The sequence below is a fragment of the Pseudoalteromonas obscura genome, assembly GCF_030135505.1.
Lineage (GTDB): Bacteria > Pseudomonadota > Gammaproteobacteria > Enterobacterales > Alteromonadaceae > Pseudoalteromonas > Pseudoalteromonas obscura.
Genome location: NZ_JASJUT010000005.1, coordinates 117055 through 135312 on the forward strand (window position 1 = coordinate 117055; position 18258 = coordinate 135312).

The window sequence follows — 18258 nt, forward strand, 5'->3', positions numbered from 1 at the left end:
CATGGTAACCACAAGGTAACAGTGTAGAGGTTTTATGCTCGTTTTGTTGGTAGAGGATGATACTTCCTTGGCAGCCCAATTAATTGACTTTTTGCAATGCGAGGATATCGAGGTGGATTATGCCACGTCTATTTCGACTGCAAAAGAAATAGCTGCTAAAACAAGGGAATATATTAATTATGACGCCGTGATCCTCGATATGGATCTGCCCGATGGCAGTGGCTTGAGTTTGCTATCTACACAGATATTGGGTCAAGGTGTACCGGTATTATTTTGTACTGCCGCCACATCACTTGACGATAAACTCGCTGCTTTTTCTGCAGGTGCGCTCGATTACATAACTAAACCGTTTGCTTTACCTGAACTGGCTGTTCGGTTAAAGATATTAGCGCAAAAAAAGCCATCAAGTCGCACTGAGGTTTTTAAATTAGATACTTTAGAGGTTGATTTTAGCTTGAAAATTGCGAAGCGTAACGAACGAGTTTTGGTGTTGTCTCCGCAGCAGTGGCAACTTATATCCTTGCTGGCCAACCACAGCCCCATGCCAGTAAGTAAAGATCAGATCTTGGACTATATCTGGCCTGATCAAGATGTGAACAATAATATGTATAAATCATTGTTAACGCGTCTGCGCCGCAATGTATCTAAACATGATGAAGTGGAGTTGATCCATACTATCAAGAGTCAGGGGGTGGTGCTAAGGAGCGAAGGTGATTAAGCAACAGAGCTTTGCGCGATATTTCACAGTCAGGCTAGGCATTTTTTTTGTAGTGTTTATTGCCCTTTGGATCCAAGTTGCAACTTGGGTTTATCACTTTGCATGGGATGACACGACTGAGCACTACCTGTATCAGGACTTAGATTTGGCGCTGAGTGGTCAATTATCAATGCCTGTGATAAGCGACGAGAAGTATATTGGTATACTGGCTAATATGCCCGTTGAGTTTCAACATATATTGAGCACACATGATGTGGAGTTTGAACATACGTTTCTCCTGCCAAGTGCAACTGGGGATATGTATGTACTCAAAAGTGAAGGACACAGTGGAGAGCCGCTGTACGTTATTCATTTTTTCTCTCATCAGGACTCGCCCAGTTTGTTGCCTATTTTTTTGATTTTGAGCGGCTTTATGTTGTTTCCTACGGGGTTTTTAGCGTGGCGGATATGGCGCTCAATAAGCCTAGATATTAATGTGCTAAAGTACAGCTTGGAAAAAGATAATGAGCACACAATTAGATTTGTTGAGTTAGCTGAAATCCAATCCTCACTTAAAATGGCAAGGTTTGCGCAACGACATGCACAGCAGCAAGAGCGCTTGTTTTCTTCTTTTTTAAGTCATGAGGTGCGTACACCGCTCACGAGAGTAAACAATAGCATTAGTAGGCTCCAACAAATTGATGATATACCACTTGATGCACTGGACGTGATCGATGAACTTGAGGCTGGGCAGCGTGAGTTGGCTGAGACGGCGGATGCGGTGTTGTTATTGTGCCAGCCAAACAAAGCTAAGTTAGAATGTAAAGCGCTTTTTCCTATGTTGTCTCGGTGGCAAAAGTTGTGGGCACAGCGGGGTCTCGAAATTGAGTTGCTAGAAACGGAACAGCTATCAGAGCAATCAATCCAGCCAAAACTATTTTTGTTATTATTAACCCAAGTGGCAAAAAACGCGCTCCAACATGGCGAGGGAAAGTTAACGGTAAGGTGTTTGAAACAGGGTTTAGAATTTGAAAATAAGCGAAGTTGCATGCAAGCAAACTCAGGACACGGTCTTGGGAGTAAAATCATCACTCAAGTAACTGAGTGTTTTGGTTGGAAAGCAGCAGTGCACAGGGGAGACTGGTACCTGCTGCGTGTATCGTGGTAGGTGAGTCGCTACTCAATTTTTATCTCGGTATAGACGGAGTTCGCAATAAAACAAGCCTCGTGGGCTTGATGATGCAGGTTGTCAATTGTCTGTTTATCTATGGATTCTTTTGATTGTTGCCATGTAACACGAGGCTTTAATATAACTTCCGTCATCGCCATTTTTCCATGCGCATTTTTGCTCATAATGCCAGTTGCACTGTCTTCATAAGACTCCACGATATAACCTGACTTGGCCGCGAAGTGTAAAAAAAACAACATGTGGCAGCTAGAGAGTGAAGCCACAAATGCTTCCTCTGGGTCGACATTGTCTGGTTTTGAATAAGGTAGCGGAACCACTGAAGGCGATGAAGAAGCATCAATAGTGACTCCCCCGTCAAATGACCATGTATGAGCTCTACTGTATTTGGCATCAATAAACGCCTCTTCTGATTGACGTTGCCAAAAAATAGTCGCTTGATAGATAGACATAGGGTTCTCCTCAAAAAGTGATACGAACACTTTTTATTCACAAGGTTTAGTAAAGTTGTACTTAAGTATGTAATTGACACGGCATTAAGAGAAGCGATAATAGCTCAAATTGAAATGAGCTAAATTCATATCATGAGCAGCTTAAATTTATCACTTAATGCATTACATACGTTCTCTGTCGTGGCAAAAGAGCTTAATTTTACTGTCGCCGCGAGTGTGCTTCATATTTCTCCTAGTGCTGTTAGCCATCAAATGAAATTGTTAGAAGCCCAGCTTGGGATGAGTTTGTTTCATCGCAAGTCGAAAGGGGTGACTTTAACACAAGAAGCAAAGCTGCTAGCGGATCATGTGAACAAAGGCTTTAATCTACTTGAATTTGGTATTGAATCGACCAAGCGTGCAAACACAACAGAGCGTGTTGTTCTTGCGGTGATCCCCTCATTGTTAGAACATTGGTTGATCCCCAAGCTAGGTGATTTTTACCAACAATTTCCGCATATTGAATTACAACTAATTGCACAAGATCAGCTAATTGATTTTAATCGTCACCATGTGCATGCACATTTGCATTTTGGTCATGGGCAGTATCAAGGATATAACTGTACTCACTTGGGCGCAGAATGGATTTATCCTGTATGTTCACCAAATTACTCAAAAGAGTTAGGTAAAAATGCTGAGTTACTAAGTTATCAGCATGGTATAGAAGATGCGCCAGGGAATATTGACTGGAGTAATTGGTTTTCATATCAGTCAATTAATATGGAGTGCCAACCCGTAAATAGAGGCTTTAGCCACGTGGGGCATACTTTGACAGCGGCAAAATATGGACAGGGTGTGGCGTTAGGGTGGCACGTTATTGCGAGTGAGTTAATAAAACAAGGTGCCTTGAAAAAAATGCAGTTTGAACCCATCGCATTGCCATTTTCCTATTTTCTGGTAACGCCCCATCAAACTTATCAAAGCAACGCGCTGCAATCTTTGCTTCAGTGGCTGCAATTACAATTTGCTGATTCGCGACCATGTGTTTTTCATAACGAATAAACGGCACGGTTTTATCACTACATGGTGAACGCAAATATCTTAGCTTATTTGATTGAAATAAATATTGTTCTACGTAGTAAATTCATTATGTTATGTAGATTAGAGGAGTAAATGCAGAGTTGCGATAAATGCTCATATCATCAGTAAAATGCTTTAATATTATCCAAAATTTGCAATTTACCCTCGAAGTATGGCTAAATTTAGTGTACAACTTTTAACAGTTTGTCTTGTCTATATAGATTAGATTACAACGTTATTCGTTGGCTCAAGGAAGCGTGTTAATTTTAGACCTGAAAGGTAGGTGTAGGTACAAGATGTCTCAAACAAAAAGTAATATTGCACTAGGTGTTGCATCAGCTGCATTCGCATTGACGCTGTATAGTCATTTTTCTTCTCAAACTAACATTGAGGCTGCCCAAGTCAAACAGCATCAATCATCAGTAAATACCCGCCAGGTATCTAATGAGCCTGCCCATGTAAATGAAGCCTCTAAAAGTAACAGCTATGATGAGATGGATAGCAGTGCACTGATCGCACGTATTGAGTATTTAGAAGAGCGCCTGTTGGATATTGAGAATCAAGCTTACGGGAATGGGGGCAACAGTGATGTGATGGAAGAAGCCATCCTTGCAGTGCTGGAAGAAAAAGAGCGCAAAGAACGCCAAAAGAGAAATGAAGATAATCCTGTATATGGATTCTATGAAGACTTACCTAAAGACTATGATTTGAAACTTAAAACTGACCCGGAGTTTGCAAGTAAAATCAGTCAAGATTTAAAAGGTAAGGTGCTGGATCAAACCCTCACACCACAGGAGCGCCTGTCGGCAATGGGCCAGTTGCAGATGAATATGTATATTTTAAATCGCACACAAGATGAAATGTTCGACTATGAAACTGTAGACGCAGTACTTGAGATCAGTAGAAACAGTGCTGATGATAAACTAAAAGTACAAGCGCTTGAAGTTGTTGCTCATTCGCCAGTGGTGGATAGTCGAATAGCAAAATCTTTGCAGGATATTATTGAAAAAGAGCCTAACAAATATATGAAGACAATGGCGGCTGAAGGGTTAATGGGGCAGTATTACCAAGCTGGGGAAAGTAATCCAGAAATGAAACAACAATTGGCCAATGAAATCTTAGCAATGTACGACAATGCCACCAGCTCAGATGTACAGGCGGTGATGCAGCGTTTGATCAGAGATGGTGAATTGCTAGAGCAAATCCGAAGAGATGCGGGTAGGTAAACAAGCGCTCCTTGAATGTAATTTAGGTGGTTCTCTGTGCGGCTCTTAGTTATATTGTGCCGCACAGTAAATTCAATGAGTTAAACTCTAAAAAATAGTCATATTTTTGATAATTACATTATTTTGATTGAGCACATCCCAAATAGCTATTTGTTGTCATCTCTTACTGAACAGTACAAGGGAGACGTCTGTTAAGTTAGCTTTGATGTTTGTCAATATGACCCAGATCTCTACTTGGATCGAGTCTATCTCTTACCCGCTTTTTAAGCTCTTTAGCTTCTGGAAAGCCACTATCTTGTACACGGCACCATATAAGATCGTTGTCATAGTAAATTTGAAAAACACCTTTGCTCGCTGGCGCGAGCGAAACTTCTTTTAAATCTTGGCCAAATGTTGATAACAACTCTTGAGCGAGCCAACCGCTTCTAAGCAGCCATTGGCACAATACGCAATAGTGAATTGTGATTTTTGGTTTATTCATTTTTTCTCAATTTCCACAGGAGCCAGAGTCCAAAATCATGATTCACCTTCACGCTGAGCATTTTGCACAAACTCTGAATAAATACTGTCTTTAATCAGTCTATCAGGTGTAAAGGCATAATAATGTTGGTAGACATTCTCAATACTGCCTATAAATGTCACATCATAATGCCTTTCAATTTCTTCACGTATTGACAGTGGAGCCGGAAAGATACCAAACCCTTGCTGGCCCAGTGATTTCATCAAGGCACTATCGTCTACGTGACCCGCGACAGACATTTCAATCTCTAAGTCTTCGAGCCAATACTGGATAGCATTGGTAACCGGACTTGCTTTAGCAGGCAGAATGATTGGCATGTTTTTCAGCGTGTTAGGGTAATTTTTGCTCAATTTAGAATAGTATGATGAGTTGCCGTAGAAGCCCAACTGGCTTTTACCTATTTCGTGACAAAATGCTTTGAACGGTGTGGAGCTATCCAGAGGTTTATCTGCTAATACCAAATCTATTTTGTGTGTTGCCATCTGCGCCAGTAATTCTGATTGTTGTCCGTCAATACAGTGCAAATTGGTAATGCGTTCATGTTTAATGAGGGGAGACAACCATTTTGAGACCAAAGACTTTGGCAACGCATCCGAAATCCCCACTTTCAATGTGCGATTTAAATTATCAAGGTCACCTCGAGTTGTTTCCAGCCACTCTTCCGCGACATTAAACATATCATTGGCATATTGTTGGGTAAGTTGCCCATATTCAGTAAGTCTTAACCCCCTTCCCTCCCGAACAAACAGTGATTTTCCCAGCCGTTGCTCAAGGCTAGTTATTTGCGCACTAATGGTTTGTGGTGTGAGGTGCAGTACCTTACTCGCTGCGGCAATACTGCCTAATTTACTGACTTGCCAGAAATAATAAAGGTGGTTGTAGTTAATATTCATCATACTTCGTTAATTTCGATGTCTAAATAAGATTTAATCAGCTTTTATCTTTGTTTCCACCTTAGTAGATTTAAATCAACGGCGCAATCATTAATTTCACTAGAGCGTAGTGAAAAATGAATAATTATGAGCGAGGTCAAAAGTATGAAACTTAACTTAAGAATGACAGGTAAAGCATTAGGTAGTGCGGCAAAAGCAAAAATATCAAAAATGATCAGTACCCAGCTTGCTAAGTATGTTACCAACATCCGTAAGGTAAAAGTGCATATTGATGACGTACCTTCAAAATTACATGGCACGCTGACCCAATGCAGTATTGAGGTGTTGCTACCAGGTTTACCAAGCATATCTGTTAAAGCAAAAGGCAAAAACCTAGCTCAGGCTATCAGTCGTGCAGTCAGCAATAGCGAGACTGTGTTGACGCAAAAGCTATGTTGATCACGCAATTTAAGTAACAAAAAAGCGTTTAATAGACGGGGCTTTCTCCTCTTAACATATTGCGCGAATAGAAACTCCCAAGCACTTGCTGCGGCATGGAAGCTGCATCTTTTATAATCACTTCATATATCAAATCACGTACTCAAATACTTTGTTTGTTAACCTATTGCATTAAATATTTAATGCTGATTACTCATCGTTGACGTTCATGTTAATATTCCTATAGTCCTAATTTCTCCCAACTATTTTAATTAATTTGTTAAATAAGAAGTGTTTGGACGTGAAGGGGCCCCTCACATATATTATATTTTAATAAAATGTTTATTTTAAGTGACATTTTGGGGCTGGTTGTGTATTTTAATCAATGAAAAGCAGTAACATAATGCTCAAGGAAGTAACATGACATATATATCGGATACTAGTGCTCAAGACACGCAAATAGAGAAAAAAAGGAACTATAAGCTCTATTTGGCTATCGCTGTTGGTATCGTTATTTTTTTTACTTTGATAGTACCTCAACTATCAATTTGGTTCAGTGGAAAGAGTGCAGTGCGTATTGAAAATATTCGCATTGCAGAAGTTCAAAAAGGCCAATTCGTACGTGATATCTCTGTTCAAGGGCGCGTCGTTGCCGCAAAACGTCCCACATTGTATAGCCCCGCTCAAGGTACTGTGACCTATCTAGTGACACCCGGGGATACTGTTGAATTGGGTGAGTCGCTGGCTTTAATAGATAGCCCTGAGTTGACGAGCTTGCTAGCACAAGAGCAATCTGAACTAACGCGCCTTAAAACACAGCTTGAGCGTGAAAAAATTCAGGTGAAAAAGCAAGATCTTGAACAAGAAAATTATATTGGAAAAGCGCAAGTAGCTTTAAACGCAGCTAAGCGAGAAATGCGTCGAAATGAAGAAGGGCAAAAAAATCAGGTCGTCAGCGATATTGATTATCAAAAAGCCAAAGATGACTTGGAAAATGCAGAGCGAGAACACCGCTTGGCAATTAAAGAAGTTGCACTATTGAAAGAAAGTCAAAAGTTCGAAATTAAAACGCGCGCCTTGGAGCTTGAGGCACAGCAAGTGATTGTCAACGAATTGCAAAGGCAGGTGGCAGCCTTATCTATAGTGTCTCCTGTATCAGGCATAGTAGGTAATTTAACGGTTGAACAAAAAAACTCGGTGACTAAAAACCAACCGTTACTGAGCGTTGTCGATCTGTCTCAGTATGAAGTGGAAGTTAATATTCCTGAGAATTATGCCGATGACTTGGCCCTAGGCATGGGGGCTGAACTGATGCTCAATGGCACCACCTATCAGGGTGAACTCACCGCCATTTCTCCAGAAATTGTCAGTGGTCAAGTAGAGGGAAAGATTCGCTTTAAAGATCAAAATATCAAAGGGTTGAGACAAAATCAACGACTGACTAGCCGTGTGGTTTTAGAGGAAAAAAACAATGTGCATTTTTTACCTCGAGGCCAGTTTACTGAGTCTGGAGGTGGACGCTATGTCTACGTTGTTCAAGATGATATGGCAGTGAAAAAGCCAATCAAGTTGGGTTCAAGGAGTTTAGGACAAGTTGAAGTTATTTCTGGCCTGGCTATGGGCGAGAAAGTGGTTATTTCTGACCTAAGCGTATTCAATGAAGCAGGAAGTGTGAGAATCGTTCAATAGGGGGTAGGTATGTTAAGAATGAGCAAGTTGGCTAAAACTTATCGTACAGATACGGTCAAAACGAGGGCGCTATGTCCGTTTGATTTAGAAGTAAAACAAGGTGAGTTTGTCGCTGTTGTTGGTCCGTCAGGATCAGGAAAAACAACCTTTCTTAACATTACAGGGTTACTCGAAAACGCCAGTGAAGGAGAATACTGGCTGGATGGCTTGGAAGTTTCTACACTGGGGGATAAAGCTAAATCAAGACTCAGAAATGAGAAAATAGGCTTTATCTTTCAGAGTTTTAATTTAATTCCAGAACTCAATATTTACGATAATGTTGAAATGCCTTTGCGCTATAGAAAGCTCTCGACTGTGCAGAGAAAGCAGCGGGTAGAAGAAGCCCTTGAGCAGGTAGGGCTTGCTAGTCGACAAAAGCATTTTCCCGCTCAGTTATCTGGGGGACAACAACAGCGCGTAGCAATTGCAAGAGCACTGGCTGGCTCTCCGGCGTTTCTCTTAGCCGATGAACCAACAGGTAATTTGGACTCCAAGATGGCAGATGGAGTGATGTCGTTGCTTAAAGAAATCAATAAGCAAGGAACTACTATCATTATGGTAACGCATGATCTAGACCAAGCAACACAAGCCAGCAGAATAATAGAAGTAAAGGATGGTGTCATTAGTGAAGTAGAACACTGCGCTCAAGAGATAGCTTAGAAGGTGAGCCTGTTATGATAACTTACTACACCAAACTGGCCTTTTTGAGCCTGTGGAAAACGCGCTATATGAGTCTGCTGGCTGTTATTGTAATCGCCGTCGGTATTTCAGCCACAATGACTACCTATACTATCAATCATATGATGACCAAGGATCCCTTACCATCAAAGTCGGACTCAGTATTTCTCGTAAGATTAAACAACTGGAGCCCAGAAGCTGCTTATCGTAACCGAAACGAAGAAAACCCGCCTATTTATATGTCAGTGCAAGATGCTGTTAACCTAATTAATCATGATAAGGCACAAGCACATATCCCGGTTGCTGGTTTTAAAGACATGTTAAAACTACCTGAGCAAAGCGCAGTTGATGCAAAAATGACTTTCGTAAGAAGCTCGACCACAGACTTTTTCTCTTCGTTTGAAGTACCTTTTTTGTATGGTTCAAGTTGGCCTAAAAGTAGCGATGACAGTGGTGAGCAAGTTGTCGTGATTTCAAAAAAGCTCAATGCAGAACTATTTGATGGGCAAAATTCCGTGGGACGAGTAGTGCAACTTGGCGAGCACCAATACACAGTGGTCGGTGTGTTAAACGACTGGTTTATTCTGCCGCGCTTTTATGGTGAATCCATGCGTGCGTTCAAAGCACCAAGAGATATCTTTATCCCTTTTCAAACGCAGTTGAATTTGGAACTTTGGTCGTCAAATGTGCAGGCATTTGAATGCTGGAAAGATCCCGAAAATGCATCAGTCAAAGCATTGTGGGCATCTGAATGCGTGTGGGTGTTTTTCTGGGTTCAACTGAATAGCGACCTTGAAAAGCAAGAATATATGGATTTTTTACAGTCGTATGTTGAACAGCAAAAAGCATTGGGGCGTTTTCAAAGACCTACTTTAAACAAATTGCAGTCTCCGACTGAATATTTAAAGGAAAGACGCGCATTTTCGACTGATAGCGAAATCGCGGTTTGGCTTTCAGTCTGTTTTTTTGCGCTGTGTTTATTAAACGCCATGAGCATTATTATGACCAAGTTTCAGGGCAAAGCTGGTGAAGTGGCTTTACGTCGTGCGGTCGGGGCTAGTAGCGTTGATTTGGTGCATCAATATACGATTGAAACGGGAGCCATAGGGTTATTTGGCGGCATCTTGGGGTTAGTATTGACACAGGTTTGTTTATTCCTTTCTAGCCAACTTTATACGCATTTGAGTAAAGATATTATGACGATGAGTGGGGAGTTGATGGTTTCTACAGTATTGCTGTCTATTTTATCAAGCTTAGTTTTTGGTATGTTTCCCATAATTAAGGCCATTAATGTTCAGCCAGCAACTCAATTAAAGAGCTTGTAAAGGAGATAATAAAATGAAGGATTTATTACCTATTATCAAGTCACTGAAGAGCAACTATACGGCTGCTTTACTTTTTATTCTACAAGTGGCGATTACCTTTACAATACTCGTGAATGCGATTTATCTCGCTTTTGACAAGCGAGAGTTTATCGCACGTGCTTCGGGTCTGGATGAACAAAACGTGTTTTATGTTGCGACTAACTTACCAGTAGAGGAAGCTGCACAACCTGCACTATTAGATCAAGATCTTGCCAATATTCGCGCTTTTTCTGGGGTCGAGAATGCGTCAGTATCGTCGGGGATCCCTTTGAGTGGTTGGGGTCGATTGGTTGAAGTAGCAGTAAACCCAGATACCAAATACGACACGTTTTCGGGTTACTATGGAGGTGATTTGAATCTGTTAAAAGCGTTTGGTTTAGAGCTGGTGGCAGGGAGTGAGTTTAGCCCCAGCGCAGAGCTGACCGTGCGCACTGAAGGCTACAGAAATGCGATCGATATTATGGTCACTAAAGCGCTTGCTAAGTCTCTGTTTTCCGAGCAGTGGGAACAAATAGTTGGCAAGACTATTTACATCAATAACCAGCCTCAGCGCGTTGTTGGCGTGTTAGGTACGCTTCAAGCAGCATGGCCGTCTTGGGTTGTCGTAGAGCATGCTGTTTTAGCCCCAGTAAAAGAAGCTGATAGCATAGTTCACTATGTGGTTAAAACGACACCGGGTCAACAAGATGATATTTTGACGCAAACGTTAGCGTATTTGATGTCTTTACATGGCCGAAAAATTGACAATTTTGAAACCTTTATGGAAGTTAAATCACGGGCATATAGTGCTGAAAACGCTGCCAGTAAGACTCTATTTGGCGTTATTACCGGCCTATTGATCGTGACTGCCTTGGGTATTTATGGGCAATCCAGATATAGCATTGTCAAGCGTACTAAACTAATCGGAATTAGGCGGGCAATGGGGGCAAGTCGAGGTCAGATCATCCGATATTTTGTCTTGGAAAATGTGGTTCTATGCTTGGTAGGCATCTTAATTGGCGTATGTGCAGCTATTGTATTAAACAATGTGTTTAGCAATGCATTTGAGCTTGGTACCATACCTTTAAGCTACCTATTATATGGCAGTATTTGCACCATAATTTTGGGGCAAGTCGCTGTTTTATATCCAGCTATTAGAGCCGCTCAGTTGTCTCCAGCTATCGCTACACGTACTGTTTAAGTGTATCTGGGTATTTAATTTTTACTGAAATACAGATTAAATACCCAATACTTAGCACCTAAATTTGCTCCAATTAGTCCATTCTATCGCATTTGTTTTGCTATAATACCGTCGTAACAATAACAAGCTTTGTTTTTATGGCTATGCAAGCCGCAATTTGTCACGTTTATAAATAGGTATCAAATAAGGTTAGTTGATTGAGATGTTACGACTATCAAACAATGTTGAGCTATCTTCTTGGGAGATTGAGCTGACGGCTATTCGCGCGCAGGGCGCTGGAGGTCAAAATGTTAATAAAGTTTCCTCTGCAATACACTTGCGGTTTGACATAAAGCGATCAACCTTGCCCACTTTTTACAAAGAACGTTTGTTGGCATTAAAAGATAGCCGGATAAATAAAGATGGCACCATTGTGATAAAAGCGCAGACTTTTCGCACTCAAGAGCAGAACAAAGAGGATGCACTCAATCGGCTAAAGCAATTGATCCTAGATGCAATCAAAGTTGAAAAGGCGCGCCGACAAACTAAACCGACCAAAAGCTCTCAAAAGCGCCGTTTAGATACTAAAAATAAAAGGGCACAAACAAAGGTGCTAAGACGCTCGGTTAAGTTTTAAGCTTCTGTATTGTCGGCAATGTAACGGTAAACGCGGCGCCGCCAAACTGTGAATCTTCGATCCAACACTTGCCGCTGTGCCAGCCAAGGATTTTAGCGACGATTGCAAGGCCTAATCCGAAGCCCCCTGTTTCTTTACTGCGGCTGGTATCAAGTCGCGTAAAAGGGCTAAAGACGTTATTGCGTTTGTCTATCGGTATGCCTGGTCCATCGTCACATATTGATAAAATCACTTCTCCTTGGTGCAAAGCCCTTAACTCTATAAATATCTGCTTATCGCCATATTTTTCTGCATTTTGCAGCAAGTTTTGTAGCACTCGAGCGAGGTAGTGCTCATTACCATTTACAATGATATTTGGCTCCACAGCTTGTGTGATCTGTTTTCTGGACGTTGCGGCAGATTTATCAATTTGCTCCTGCACAAGTTCACTTAAGTTGACGTGCTCTTTGGTCATTTCACGTTCTGAAAACTCTAATCTCGCATAACTGAGCATTTCGTCAATCAACAGCTCCATTTCGACTACGTCTTGATTCATTGCATGTACTTGCTGAGGATCTTTGGGGGCAAGCATGGCGAGCGCAAATTTAAGCCTCGCAAGGGGCGTCCTGAGTTCATGAGATACAGCATTTACTAACTGCTTTTGGTTTTGCATCAGGCTTGCCGTTTGCAGTGCTAACTTTTGAATGTGCTGAGTAAGTGCTGAAATGGCCGAAAATCGTGATGGCTTAGTCGCGATATCAAGTTTTCCCGTCGCCAAACGTTCTGTGATCACTTTTAGTTGCTCAAGATCTCGCCAAAGTGGTCGCAACCAGAGAATTAATAGCAAACCCAGAACAGAGAAAGAGATTAATCTAAATCCATATTTAGTGAAAAAAGAAGCGCGACTAGGGGCAAATGGACCAAGCTGAATGATGCTCTCATCGTCGGACAGCAGCATGGACAGTTGATAGTTATCATTGCTATCAAATGATATCACGACTTCATCGTTTTCAAGTGCTATGCGTTGTTCTGGAAACCAAGCTACATCATTGATGTTGATTATATTTAGAGTTTCCTTCTGGTCATAATGCTCAACGCCTACCGAGTTTAAAACATCTCTCAAATTAACAGCGACCTGTGTTGCATAGCTCAACTCATTTGGGGCTTGGTTGCCCCAGTTTCGCCATATGTATTCACTGCTTTGGTTTATGACAATGATACTGACAAAAATAAAGAAATAGAGACTTGCTAATAGGCGGACCATATGGCCTTAATCCCACGCTGATTTAGAGCATAGGTATCCCTTACCCCATACTGTGACGAGTCTAAATGGTTGATCTGGGTTGTCGCCGAGTTTTTTACGTAAACGAGAAATACGCACATCGACACTGCGATCTAAACCATCGTATTCTCTACCTACAACTTGGTTGTAAATATGCTCGCGACTTAGTGTTTGTCCTGCATTGTTGGCAAGTTCCCAAAGTAAGTCAAATTCGTAGCTGGTTAGTTCCACTTCTTGGCCTGCTAAATAGGCTTTTCGTGCGGCTTTGTCTACCTCAAGTTGACCAAGCTTAATATGATCAGAACCCTCGTCTTGTTTTCCACCGCGTCTTAATAGGGCGTTTACCCTCGCTAGTAGCACATAAGGTTCAACAGGTTTTATTACATAGTCATCAGCGCCAATTTCCAGCCCTCTAACATGATCGAAATCACTGTCCTTCGCTGTTAAAAATAATACGGGTCCTGAGTAGTCTTGGCGTATTTCTCGACAAATGGAAAATCCATCCATGTTGGGAAGCATGATATCCAAAATAACAATGTCTGGTTGTTGCTGTATAATTGCGTCAACAGCTTTTGCACCATCATTCACCAAAGTCACTGAAAAGTTATTACTTTCAAGAAATTGTCCAGTCAGGGTTGCGAGTCTTTCATCGTCTTCAACAAGGATTACCTTAGCCATTAAAAAAAGCTCCAGTCAGATTTTAATTTTCGTCTATATTTTCGACTTGCCGCCGCATTGATTTTTACTTTTTGCTCAGCCAAAACATGCATGTTTTCGTTTCTGAGTGAAAATGACATGTCCTCAGATATTGCGATACTGATATTTGTTCTTGCTTTACGCTGGTTTTTCCAGCATTGCAAAGGTGCATTATCTTTGTATAAGCAAACATCCTGTGCACTGGGTATTGTCCAATCAACAGCGATTGTCATCTCACAGACTTGGCCTATGGACTTTACCATACACACCACAGGTTTAATCTTAAGAGTTGCTTTATTAGGCTGCTGAGCATGGCCTTTGACACTGATAACAGACAGTAACAAAGAAGACATAAATAACGCACATGACCATTTAAAATTCATACAGCCCTCCGATAAAGATATTGGAGGTATAATCACGCTCGATAAGTGGGCTGTTCTTTATGCCTGAGCCCAACCAAGTGTGTCTTGCACTGAATTTCAATTGCCAATCTGAGTTTAGCTTATAATTGAAAGCCACAGCCAAAAACGGGTTTACTGTCGCCTTTCCCTCGTAGAGGAAGTGCTCAGACTGAGTGTCTTGTTGACTAATGCCGTAGTAATAATCAACGAGGCTTTTATCTTTATATTCTGCACCTACTTTCACTCTCAGACGAGAAGGGTTTTGTGTATTTGTCGGGACAACAAAACTGTAATCTATACTGCCATGGTGGCCTTGGTATGTACTGGTAACATCATGGAGCCATGAAAAAGTGAGTTTTGCGTCATTTTTGAAGTACCAGTGAGCAAGTATTCCAGAGTCTAATGCCCAGTCACGCTTTGCTATTTTATCGATAGTAATGGATTTAGGAACGGGCTCTTTGTCCTCTTTATCATCGCTATCTCCCCCGTTATCTTCTCCATTGTCAGTTCCGATGCCTGGTTCATCAGAGTCATTGGGATCTGTTGTCGGGTTACCCGGTGAAGGTGTGACCGGTGGGGCATTCGATTCAGCGGTAAAAGTATTTTTTACTAGGATGTTACTTGGGTGAAAGCGCTCAAAATAGGCCTGCTCTGTATTGAGCTGCGCAATTAAACTGACATCGAAGTTTTCTTGCTCAGTAAAAGTGAACCCCAAGGTGGTATTGTCGAAAAAAAACTTGTCGCCGTAATAGCTAATGTAGGGCAGTATGACAAGTGGGATGTTGTCCCCACCACGCACTGGGTTTGTCGCAATCCCGCCACCAACGGCAACAGAAAGCTCCCAGTGTCCAATCTCGGCGCACTGTTCGTCATTTTCATTGCAGTTTGCAACACTGTTAGTACTAAATAAGTAAAAACAGATAGATAGCAAAATAGAAAACTGTTTCAATCAATTTACTCCTGTAAAACCTAGGGCTAAATTTACCAGCAATTTTAGTAATTACCAGAACTGGTTACATTAAATAACAAATAGATCGAGCGAAATAACAGAAGAATGGTGTCACTGTATTAAAGTAAAGTTACTTTCAATCAAGGAGCACAACTATGTTTTACTCTAGATTTACTCTTTCACTGGCAAAAGTGGGCGTTGCGATAGCTGTTTTGCCTGCTTTAGTTGCATGTGGCGGAGGTAGTGATAGTAATAGTGATAACAAGGTAGATCAGGGAGAGACCAAATTACCGACAAGTGTACCAGAGTTAACCTGGTTAGGTGAGTCTTCAGCAAAGCTGAAAAAAGCGTCATCAGGTGAGTTTAGTTCACTATTGAAAAACGGCGTCTATTTGAATAGTCGACCAAGTGACAAAAATGATTCTAGCCTCGAATCTCCTGTCAATGCATCGCCAGTCTCTGAGGGAGAGTCAAGCAATCAGTTTTCATCTACGAATGTTGTCGAGTCGGGCGTTGATGAAGGGGATCGGATCGAATATGACGGCAACTATTTATACATTGCTGCACATTCGGCTCAAGAGCTAGCTCAAAACGCGGTATTTAAGCAATATGTTCGCGTGATGAAACGCACGGAGCAAGGCATTGAAGAAGTCGAGAGAATAGAGGCTTCAGAGAACTTATATAGTCAACAAGAGCTCTACTTGAACGACGGGCGACTTGCGTCTGTATTTAAATATCCAGTACTGACTTTGGATGTGTCCCCTGCGTCAAGCAGTACAGCCTCTGATACGTCAGTGGTAGCGAACACCTTTCTTAATACGTTTGAATTAAGCTTTGCAGATGTAACCACTCCTGAGCAAGCCGAAGTGCTTAAGCAATATCGAGTTGACGGCAACATTCTAGATAGCAGGGTGATCAATGACCAGTTGTATGTTATCAGTGAATTTGATGCCAATTACAGTACAGAACTAAGTGATGATTTGGCGGTTTATCAAGCATTATATCAACTCAACGTATCTGAGTTATTACCCAAGATCACGGACCTAGAAACAGGAACAGTATCGCCTTTGTTTGACCCTAGTTCGTGTTATATTCCAGAAGATACGGTGGTGACTGACAGTGCTAATACCATCACTACAATCACCAAAATTTCGATGCAAAACCCATCTAGTGTTCAATCAACCTGTATCAACGTACCAACAGATGGTGTGTATGCCTCTCAGCAAAGTATTTATTTACATAAACGCTTTTGGCCAAGTGATGCTGTAAGCTTTGATGACTTATCTCAAACAGCGCTACATAAGTTCTCAATAGCGGATGGCAATATCACCTATAGCGCATCTGGGGCAGTTGAAGGATCGCTAGGGTTCGGCAGTAACTTTGGTGGCATGATTGAACCTTTAATTGTTCAAAACGTGAGTGATGCTGCTTTTAGGCTGAGCGAGTTTGAAGACAAGCTTCGCTTGGTCACAACCCGTTTTAGCGAAACGAAAGGTATGGTTCATCAGTTATTTGTGTTGGAGCAACAGGGAACTAACCTCGAGCTAGTTTCAACTTTGCCTAACGAAAGCCAGCCAACCCCGATAGGTAAAGTTGAAGACAACGGTATGGTTGAAGAAAATATCTATGCGGTGAGGTTTATGGGTGAAAGAGCGTACGTCGTGACGTTTAGGCGCATAGATCCACTGTATGTTATTGACTTGTCAAAACCTGCTGAGCCAGTAATAGCTGGCGCGCTGGAAATACCTGGGTATTCTGCATACCTTCATCCTGTATCAGATAATTTATTAATCGGTGTTGGTCAAAACGTAGGGGACTTTGCATTTCTCTCAGAACCTGCGGTCGTCGACAACAACGATGATGATACATCAAATACAGTATTCCCTGAAATCGGTGCAAAAGTTAGTTTGTTTGATGTAAGCAACATGACGTCACCAACCTTGATTAAAGAGCATGTATTTGCAGGCGGTTATACGCCAGTTGAATTTGATCATCACGCATTTAGCTGGGTGAAGGTGAGCGACCAAGAGTTTCGCATGACATTACCTGTGGAATCTTGGGAAGCTACTATTTTAGCCGATAACTCAAGTGTTTGGGGTAACATCAATGAATTGGCTGCATTTGAAGTGAATACCGAAAACTCCGGATCTTTGACCTATCTTGGTAGCAGTATTGCAACTTATGATGATCCGACAAACAGCGTTCCTTATGTGCGAGCGTCGGACGACAGAGGCGTTATCCATGGAGATACGATCTACTATATCCATGGTAACTTCGTCTGGTCTAGTTTATGGCAGTCTCCTGACATAAATACGGGCCCGTTTTAACTCGCACATATCAAGCCTCTGAGCGAAATCTCTGAGGGACCAAGCGCCACCCAATTACGCAGGGTGGCGCTTTTTTGCAGCCGGTTTGTTTAAGACAAGTTCAATATCATCCAACAAGTTACCGCCAATCATATAATTTCTCTCAATGACTTGGTGTACTTTAAACCCCAGCTTATACAGTAGTTGTTCTGAAGCGGTATTTCCTTTTGTCACCGTAGCTATGAGCGTATCATAGTGGTGTACTTTAAATGCGTTTTCAATAACGGCCATTGAAGCTTCAAAAGCAAACCCTTGTCCCTGATGATTGGGGCAAAGCATAAAACCAAGTTCAGCAACAGCTGGGGTGTCAGAAATCGTTTTAAGCCCATGCAAACCAATGGGCTCTCCCGTATCTTGTCGCTCAATAACTAGTGTGAGCCAAGTGTTTGAATATTTGTGCCAGAGGCAGCAGCGGAGATCGAAATTGGCTTTAATCTCGCTTACTTGTTGAATATCCGCGACAAATTTCATGACTTCAGGGTTTTGGTTTAATGCTTGAAAAAGCGGCCAGTCTTGTTGGTTCAAAGGTCTTAGCCTTAGGCGCGAAGTTAACAACTCCATGTTTGTCC

Annotated in this window: 19 protein-coding genes; 11 read left to right on the top strand and 8 right to left on the bottom strand. The window is 41.7% G+C overall.

Translation table 11 applies throughout. From position 1 onward, the window contains the following. The first annotated feature begins 34 nt into the window (after positions 1-34). Together QNM18_RS13735 and QNM18_RS13740 are read left to right on the top strand one after the other, a co-directional pair. Positions 35-718 carry a response regulator transcription factor gene (locus QNM18_RS13735; RefSeq protein WP_284137550.1) on the top strand — a complete coding sequence of 228 codons (684 nt, stop codon included), beginning with the start codon at positions 35-37 and terminating at the stop codon, positions 716-718. After that, positions 711-1865, top strand: a complete 1155-nt coding sequence (locus QNM18_RS13740; RefSeq protein ID WP_284137551.1) for an ATP-binding protein — start codon at positions 711-713, stop codon at positions 1863-1865. The genes QNM18_RS13735 and QNM18_RS13740 overlap by 8 nt, the downstream gene beginning before the upstream one ends. An 8-nt stretch (positions 1866-1873) precedes the next feature. Here the strand turns inward: QNM18_RS13740 and QNM18_RS13745 are convergent, their stop codons facing one another. Beyond that, positions 1874-2335, bottom strand: coding sequence for an OsmC family protein (locus tag QNM18_RS13745; protein WP_211011633.1), 462 nt, complete (start codon positions 2333-2335; stop codon positions 1874-1876). Positions 2336-2467: 132 nt separating this feature from the next. On the opposite strand from QNM18_RS13745, the gene QNM18_RS13750 reads away from it, so the two are divergent. Further along, positions 2468-3376, top strand: a complete 909-nt coding sequence (locus QNM18_RS13750) for a LysR substrate-binding domain-containing protein (RefSeq protein ID WP_284137552.1) — start codon at positions 2468-2470, stop codon at positions 3374-3376. 314 nt (positions 3377-3690) lie between these two features. Continuing rightward, positions 3691-4620 carry a hypothetical protein gene (locus QNM18_RS13755; RefSeq protein WP_284137553.1) on the top strand — a complete coding sequence of 310 codons (930 nt, stop codon included), beginning with the start codon at positions 3691-3693 and terminating at the stop codon, positions 4618-4620. A gap of 196 nt (positions 4621-4816) precedes the next feature. On the opposite strand, the gene QNM18_RS13760 is transcribed toward QNM18_RS13755, so the two are convergent. Then, entirely contained in the window at positions 4817-5101 is a 285-nt protein-coding gene (locus tag QNM18_RS13760; RefSeq protein ID WP_284137554.1) for an Rdx family protein, read from the bottom strand. Positions 5102-5136: 35 nt separating this feature from the next. Continuing rightward, complete coding sequence (nhaR, locus tag QNM18_RS13765; protein WP_211011806.1) at positions 5137-6033, bottom strand: transcriptional activator NhaR; 897 nt, start codon at positions 6031-6033, stop codon at positions 5137-5139. Positions 6034-6177: 144 nt separating this feature from the next. Here nhaR and QNM18_RS13770 point away from each other — a divergent pair, with 144 nt between their 5' ends. From QNM18_RS13770 to arfB, 6 genes are all read left to right on the top strand, one after another. Further along, on the top strand, positions 6178-6471 hold the full coding sequence (locus QNM18_RS13770; RefSeq protein WP_211011629.1) for a hypothetical protein: 294 nt from the start codon (positions 6178-6180) through the stop codon (positions 6469-6471). Positions 6472-6870: 399 nt separating this feature from the next. Beyond that, entirely contained in the window at positions 6871-8139 is a 1269-nt protein-coding gene (locus QNM18_RS13775) for an efflux RND transporter periplasmic adaptor subunit (RefSeq protein WP_211011628.1), read from the top strand. Between the two features lie 9 nt (positions 8140-8148). Next, positions 8149-8838, top strand: coding sequence for an ABC transporter ATP-binding protein (locus tag QNM18_RS13780; protein WP_211011627.1), 690 nt, complete (start codon positions 8149-8151; stop codon positions 8836-8838). A gap of 14 nt (positions 8839-8852) precedes the next feature. Further along, positions 8853-10181: an ABC transporter permease gene (locus tag QNM18_RS13785; RefSeq protein ID WP_284137555.1), complete on the top strand. Its 1329-nt coding sequence runs from the start codon at positions 8853-8855 to the stop codon at positions 10179-10181. A 13-nt stretch (positions 10182-10194) separates the two neighbouring features. Next, on the top strand, positions 10195-11400 hold the full coding sequence (locus tag QNM18_RS13790) for an ABC transporter permease (RefSeq protein WP_284137556.1): 1206 nt from the start codon (positions 10195-10197) through the stop codon (positions 11398-11400). Between the two features lie 202 nt (positions 11401-11602). After that, entirely contained in the window at positions 11603-12016 is a 414-nt protein-coding gene (gene arfB, locus QNM18_RS13795; RefSeq protein ID WP_211011624.1) for an alternative ribosome rescue aminoacyl-tRNA hydrolase ArfB, read from the top strand. On the opposite strand, the gene QNM18_RS13800 is transcribed toward arfB, so the two are convergent. The 4 genes from QNM18_RS13800 to QNM18_RS13815 are packed head-to-tail and all read right to left on the bottom strand — an operon-like array spanning position 12006 to position 15323. Next, positions 12006-13259, bottom strand: coding sequence for an ATP-binding protein (locus QNM18_RS13800; RefSeq protein ID WP_211011623.1), 1254 nt, complete (start codon positions 13257-13259; stop codon positions 12006-12008). The two genes, arfB and QNM18_RS13800, sit on opposite strands and share 11 nt — an antisense overlap. A 6-nt stretch (positions 13260-13265) precedes the next feature. Continuing rightward, complete coding sequence (locus QNM18_RS13805) at positions 13266-13955, bottom strand: response regulator (protein ID WP_211011622.1); 690 nt, start codon at positions 13953-13955, stop codon at positions 13266-13268. Next, entirely contained in the window at positions 13955-14356 is a 402-nt protein-coding gene (locus QNM18_RS13810) for a DUF3019 domain-containing protein (protein ID WP_211011621.1), read from the bottom strand. The genes QNM18_RS13805 and QNM18_RS13810 overlap by 1 nt, the downstream gene beginning before the upstream one ends. Beyond that, positions 14346-15323: a MipA/OmpV family protein gene (locus tag QNM18_RS13815; RefSeq protein WP_211011620.1), complete on the bottom strand. Its 978-nt coding sequence runs from the start codon at positions 15321-15323 to the stop codon at positions 14346-14348. Before QNM18_RS13815 ends, QNM18_RS13810 begins: the two co-directional genes overlap by 11 nt. Positions 15324-15478: 155 nt before the next feature. Between QNM18_RS13815 and QNM18_RS13820 the strand changes: the two genes are divergently transcribed. Beyond that, positions 15479-17650: a beta-propeller domain-containing protein gene (locus tag QNM18_RS13820; RefSeq protein WP_284137557.1), complete on the top strand. Its 2172-nt coding sequence runs from the start codon at positions 15479-15481 to the stop codon at positions 17648-17650. A 54-nt stretch (positions 17651-17704) separates the two neighbouring features. On the opposite strand, the gene QNM18_RS13825 is transcribed toward QNM18_RS13820, so the two are convergent. Continuing rightward, the gene (locus tag QNM18_RS13825) at positions 17705-18250 is read right to left on the bottom strand and encodes a GNAT family N-acetyltransferase (protein WP_284137558.1); all 546 of its coding nucleotides are present in this window, start codon (positions 18248-18250) and stop codon (positions 17705-17707) included. Positions 18251-18258 lie beyond the last annotated feature (8 nt).

Coding starts and splice junctions, on each gene's coding strand:
- arfB (WP_211011624.1), top strand. CDS start 11,603: ATGTTACGACTATCAAACAATGTTGAGCTATCTTCTTGGGAGATTGAG.
- QNM18_RS13775 (WP_211011628.1), top strand. CDS start 6,871: ATGACATATATATCGGATACTAGTGCTCAAGACACGCAAATAGAGAAA.
- QNM18_RS13825 (WP_284137558.1), bottom strand. CDS start 18,250: ATGGAGTTGTTAACTTCGCGCCTAAGGCTAAGACCTTTGAACCAACAA.
- QNM18_RS13810 (WP_211011621.1), bottom strand. CDS start 14,356: ATGAATTTTAAATGGTCATGTGCGTTATTTATGTCTTCTTTGTTACTG.
- QNM18_RS13770 (WP_211011629.1), top strand. CDS start 6,178: ATGAAACTTAACTTAAGAATGACAGGTAAAGCATTAGGTAGTGCGGCA.
- QNM18_RS13735 (WP_284137550.1), top strand. CDS start 35: ATGCTCGTTTTGTTGGTAGAGGATGATACTTCCTTGGCAGCCCAATTA.
- QNM18_RS13790 (WP_284137556.1), top strand. CDS start 10,195: ATGAAGGATTTATTACCTATTATCAAGTCACTGAAGAGCAACTATACG.
- QNM18_RS13745 (WP_211011633.1), bottom strand. CDS start 2,335: ATGTCTATCTATCAAGCGACTATTTTTTGGCAACGTCAATCAGAAGAG.
- QNM18_RS13780 (WP_211011627.1), top strand. CDS start 8,149: ATGTTAAGAATGAGCAAGTTGGCTAAAACTTATCGTACAGATACGGTC.
- QNM18_RS13760 (WP_284137554.1), bottom strand. CDS start 5,101: ATGAATAAACCAAAAATCACAATTCACTATTGCGTATTGTGCCAATGG.
- QNM18_RS13785 (WP_284137555.1), top strand. CDS start 8,853: ATGATAACTTACTACACCAAACTGGCCTTTTTGAGCCTGTGGAAAACG.
- QNM18_RS13750 (WP_284137552.1), top strand. CDS start 2,468: ATGAGCAGCTTAAATTTATCACTTAATGCATTACATACGTTCTCTGTC.
- QNM18_RS13805 (WP_211011622.1), bottom strand. CDS start 13,955: ATGGCTAAGGTAATCCTTGTTGAAGACGATGAAAGACTCGCAACCCTG.
- QNM18_RS13820 (WP_284137557.1), top strand. CDS start 15,479: ATGTTTTACTCTAGATTTACTCTTTCACTGGCAAAAGTGGGCGTTGCG.
- QNM18_RS13755 (WP_284137553.1), top strand. CDS start 3,691: ATGTCTCAAACAAAAAGTAATATTGCACTAGGTGTTGCATCAGCTGCA.
- nhaR (WP_211011806.1), bottom strand. CDS start 6,033: ATGAATATTAACTACAACCACCTTTATTATTTCTGGCAAGTCAGTAAA.
- QNM18_RS13800 (WP_211011623.1), bottom strand. CDS start 13,259: ATGGTCCGCCTATTAGCAAGTCTCTATTTCTTTATTTTTGTCAGTATC.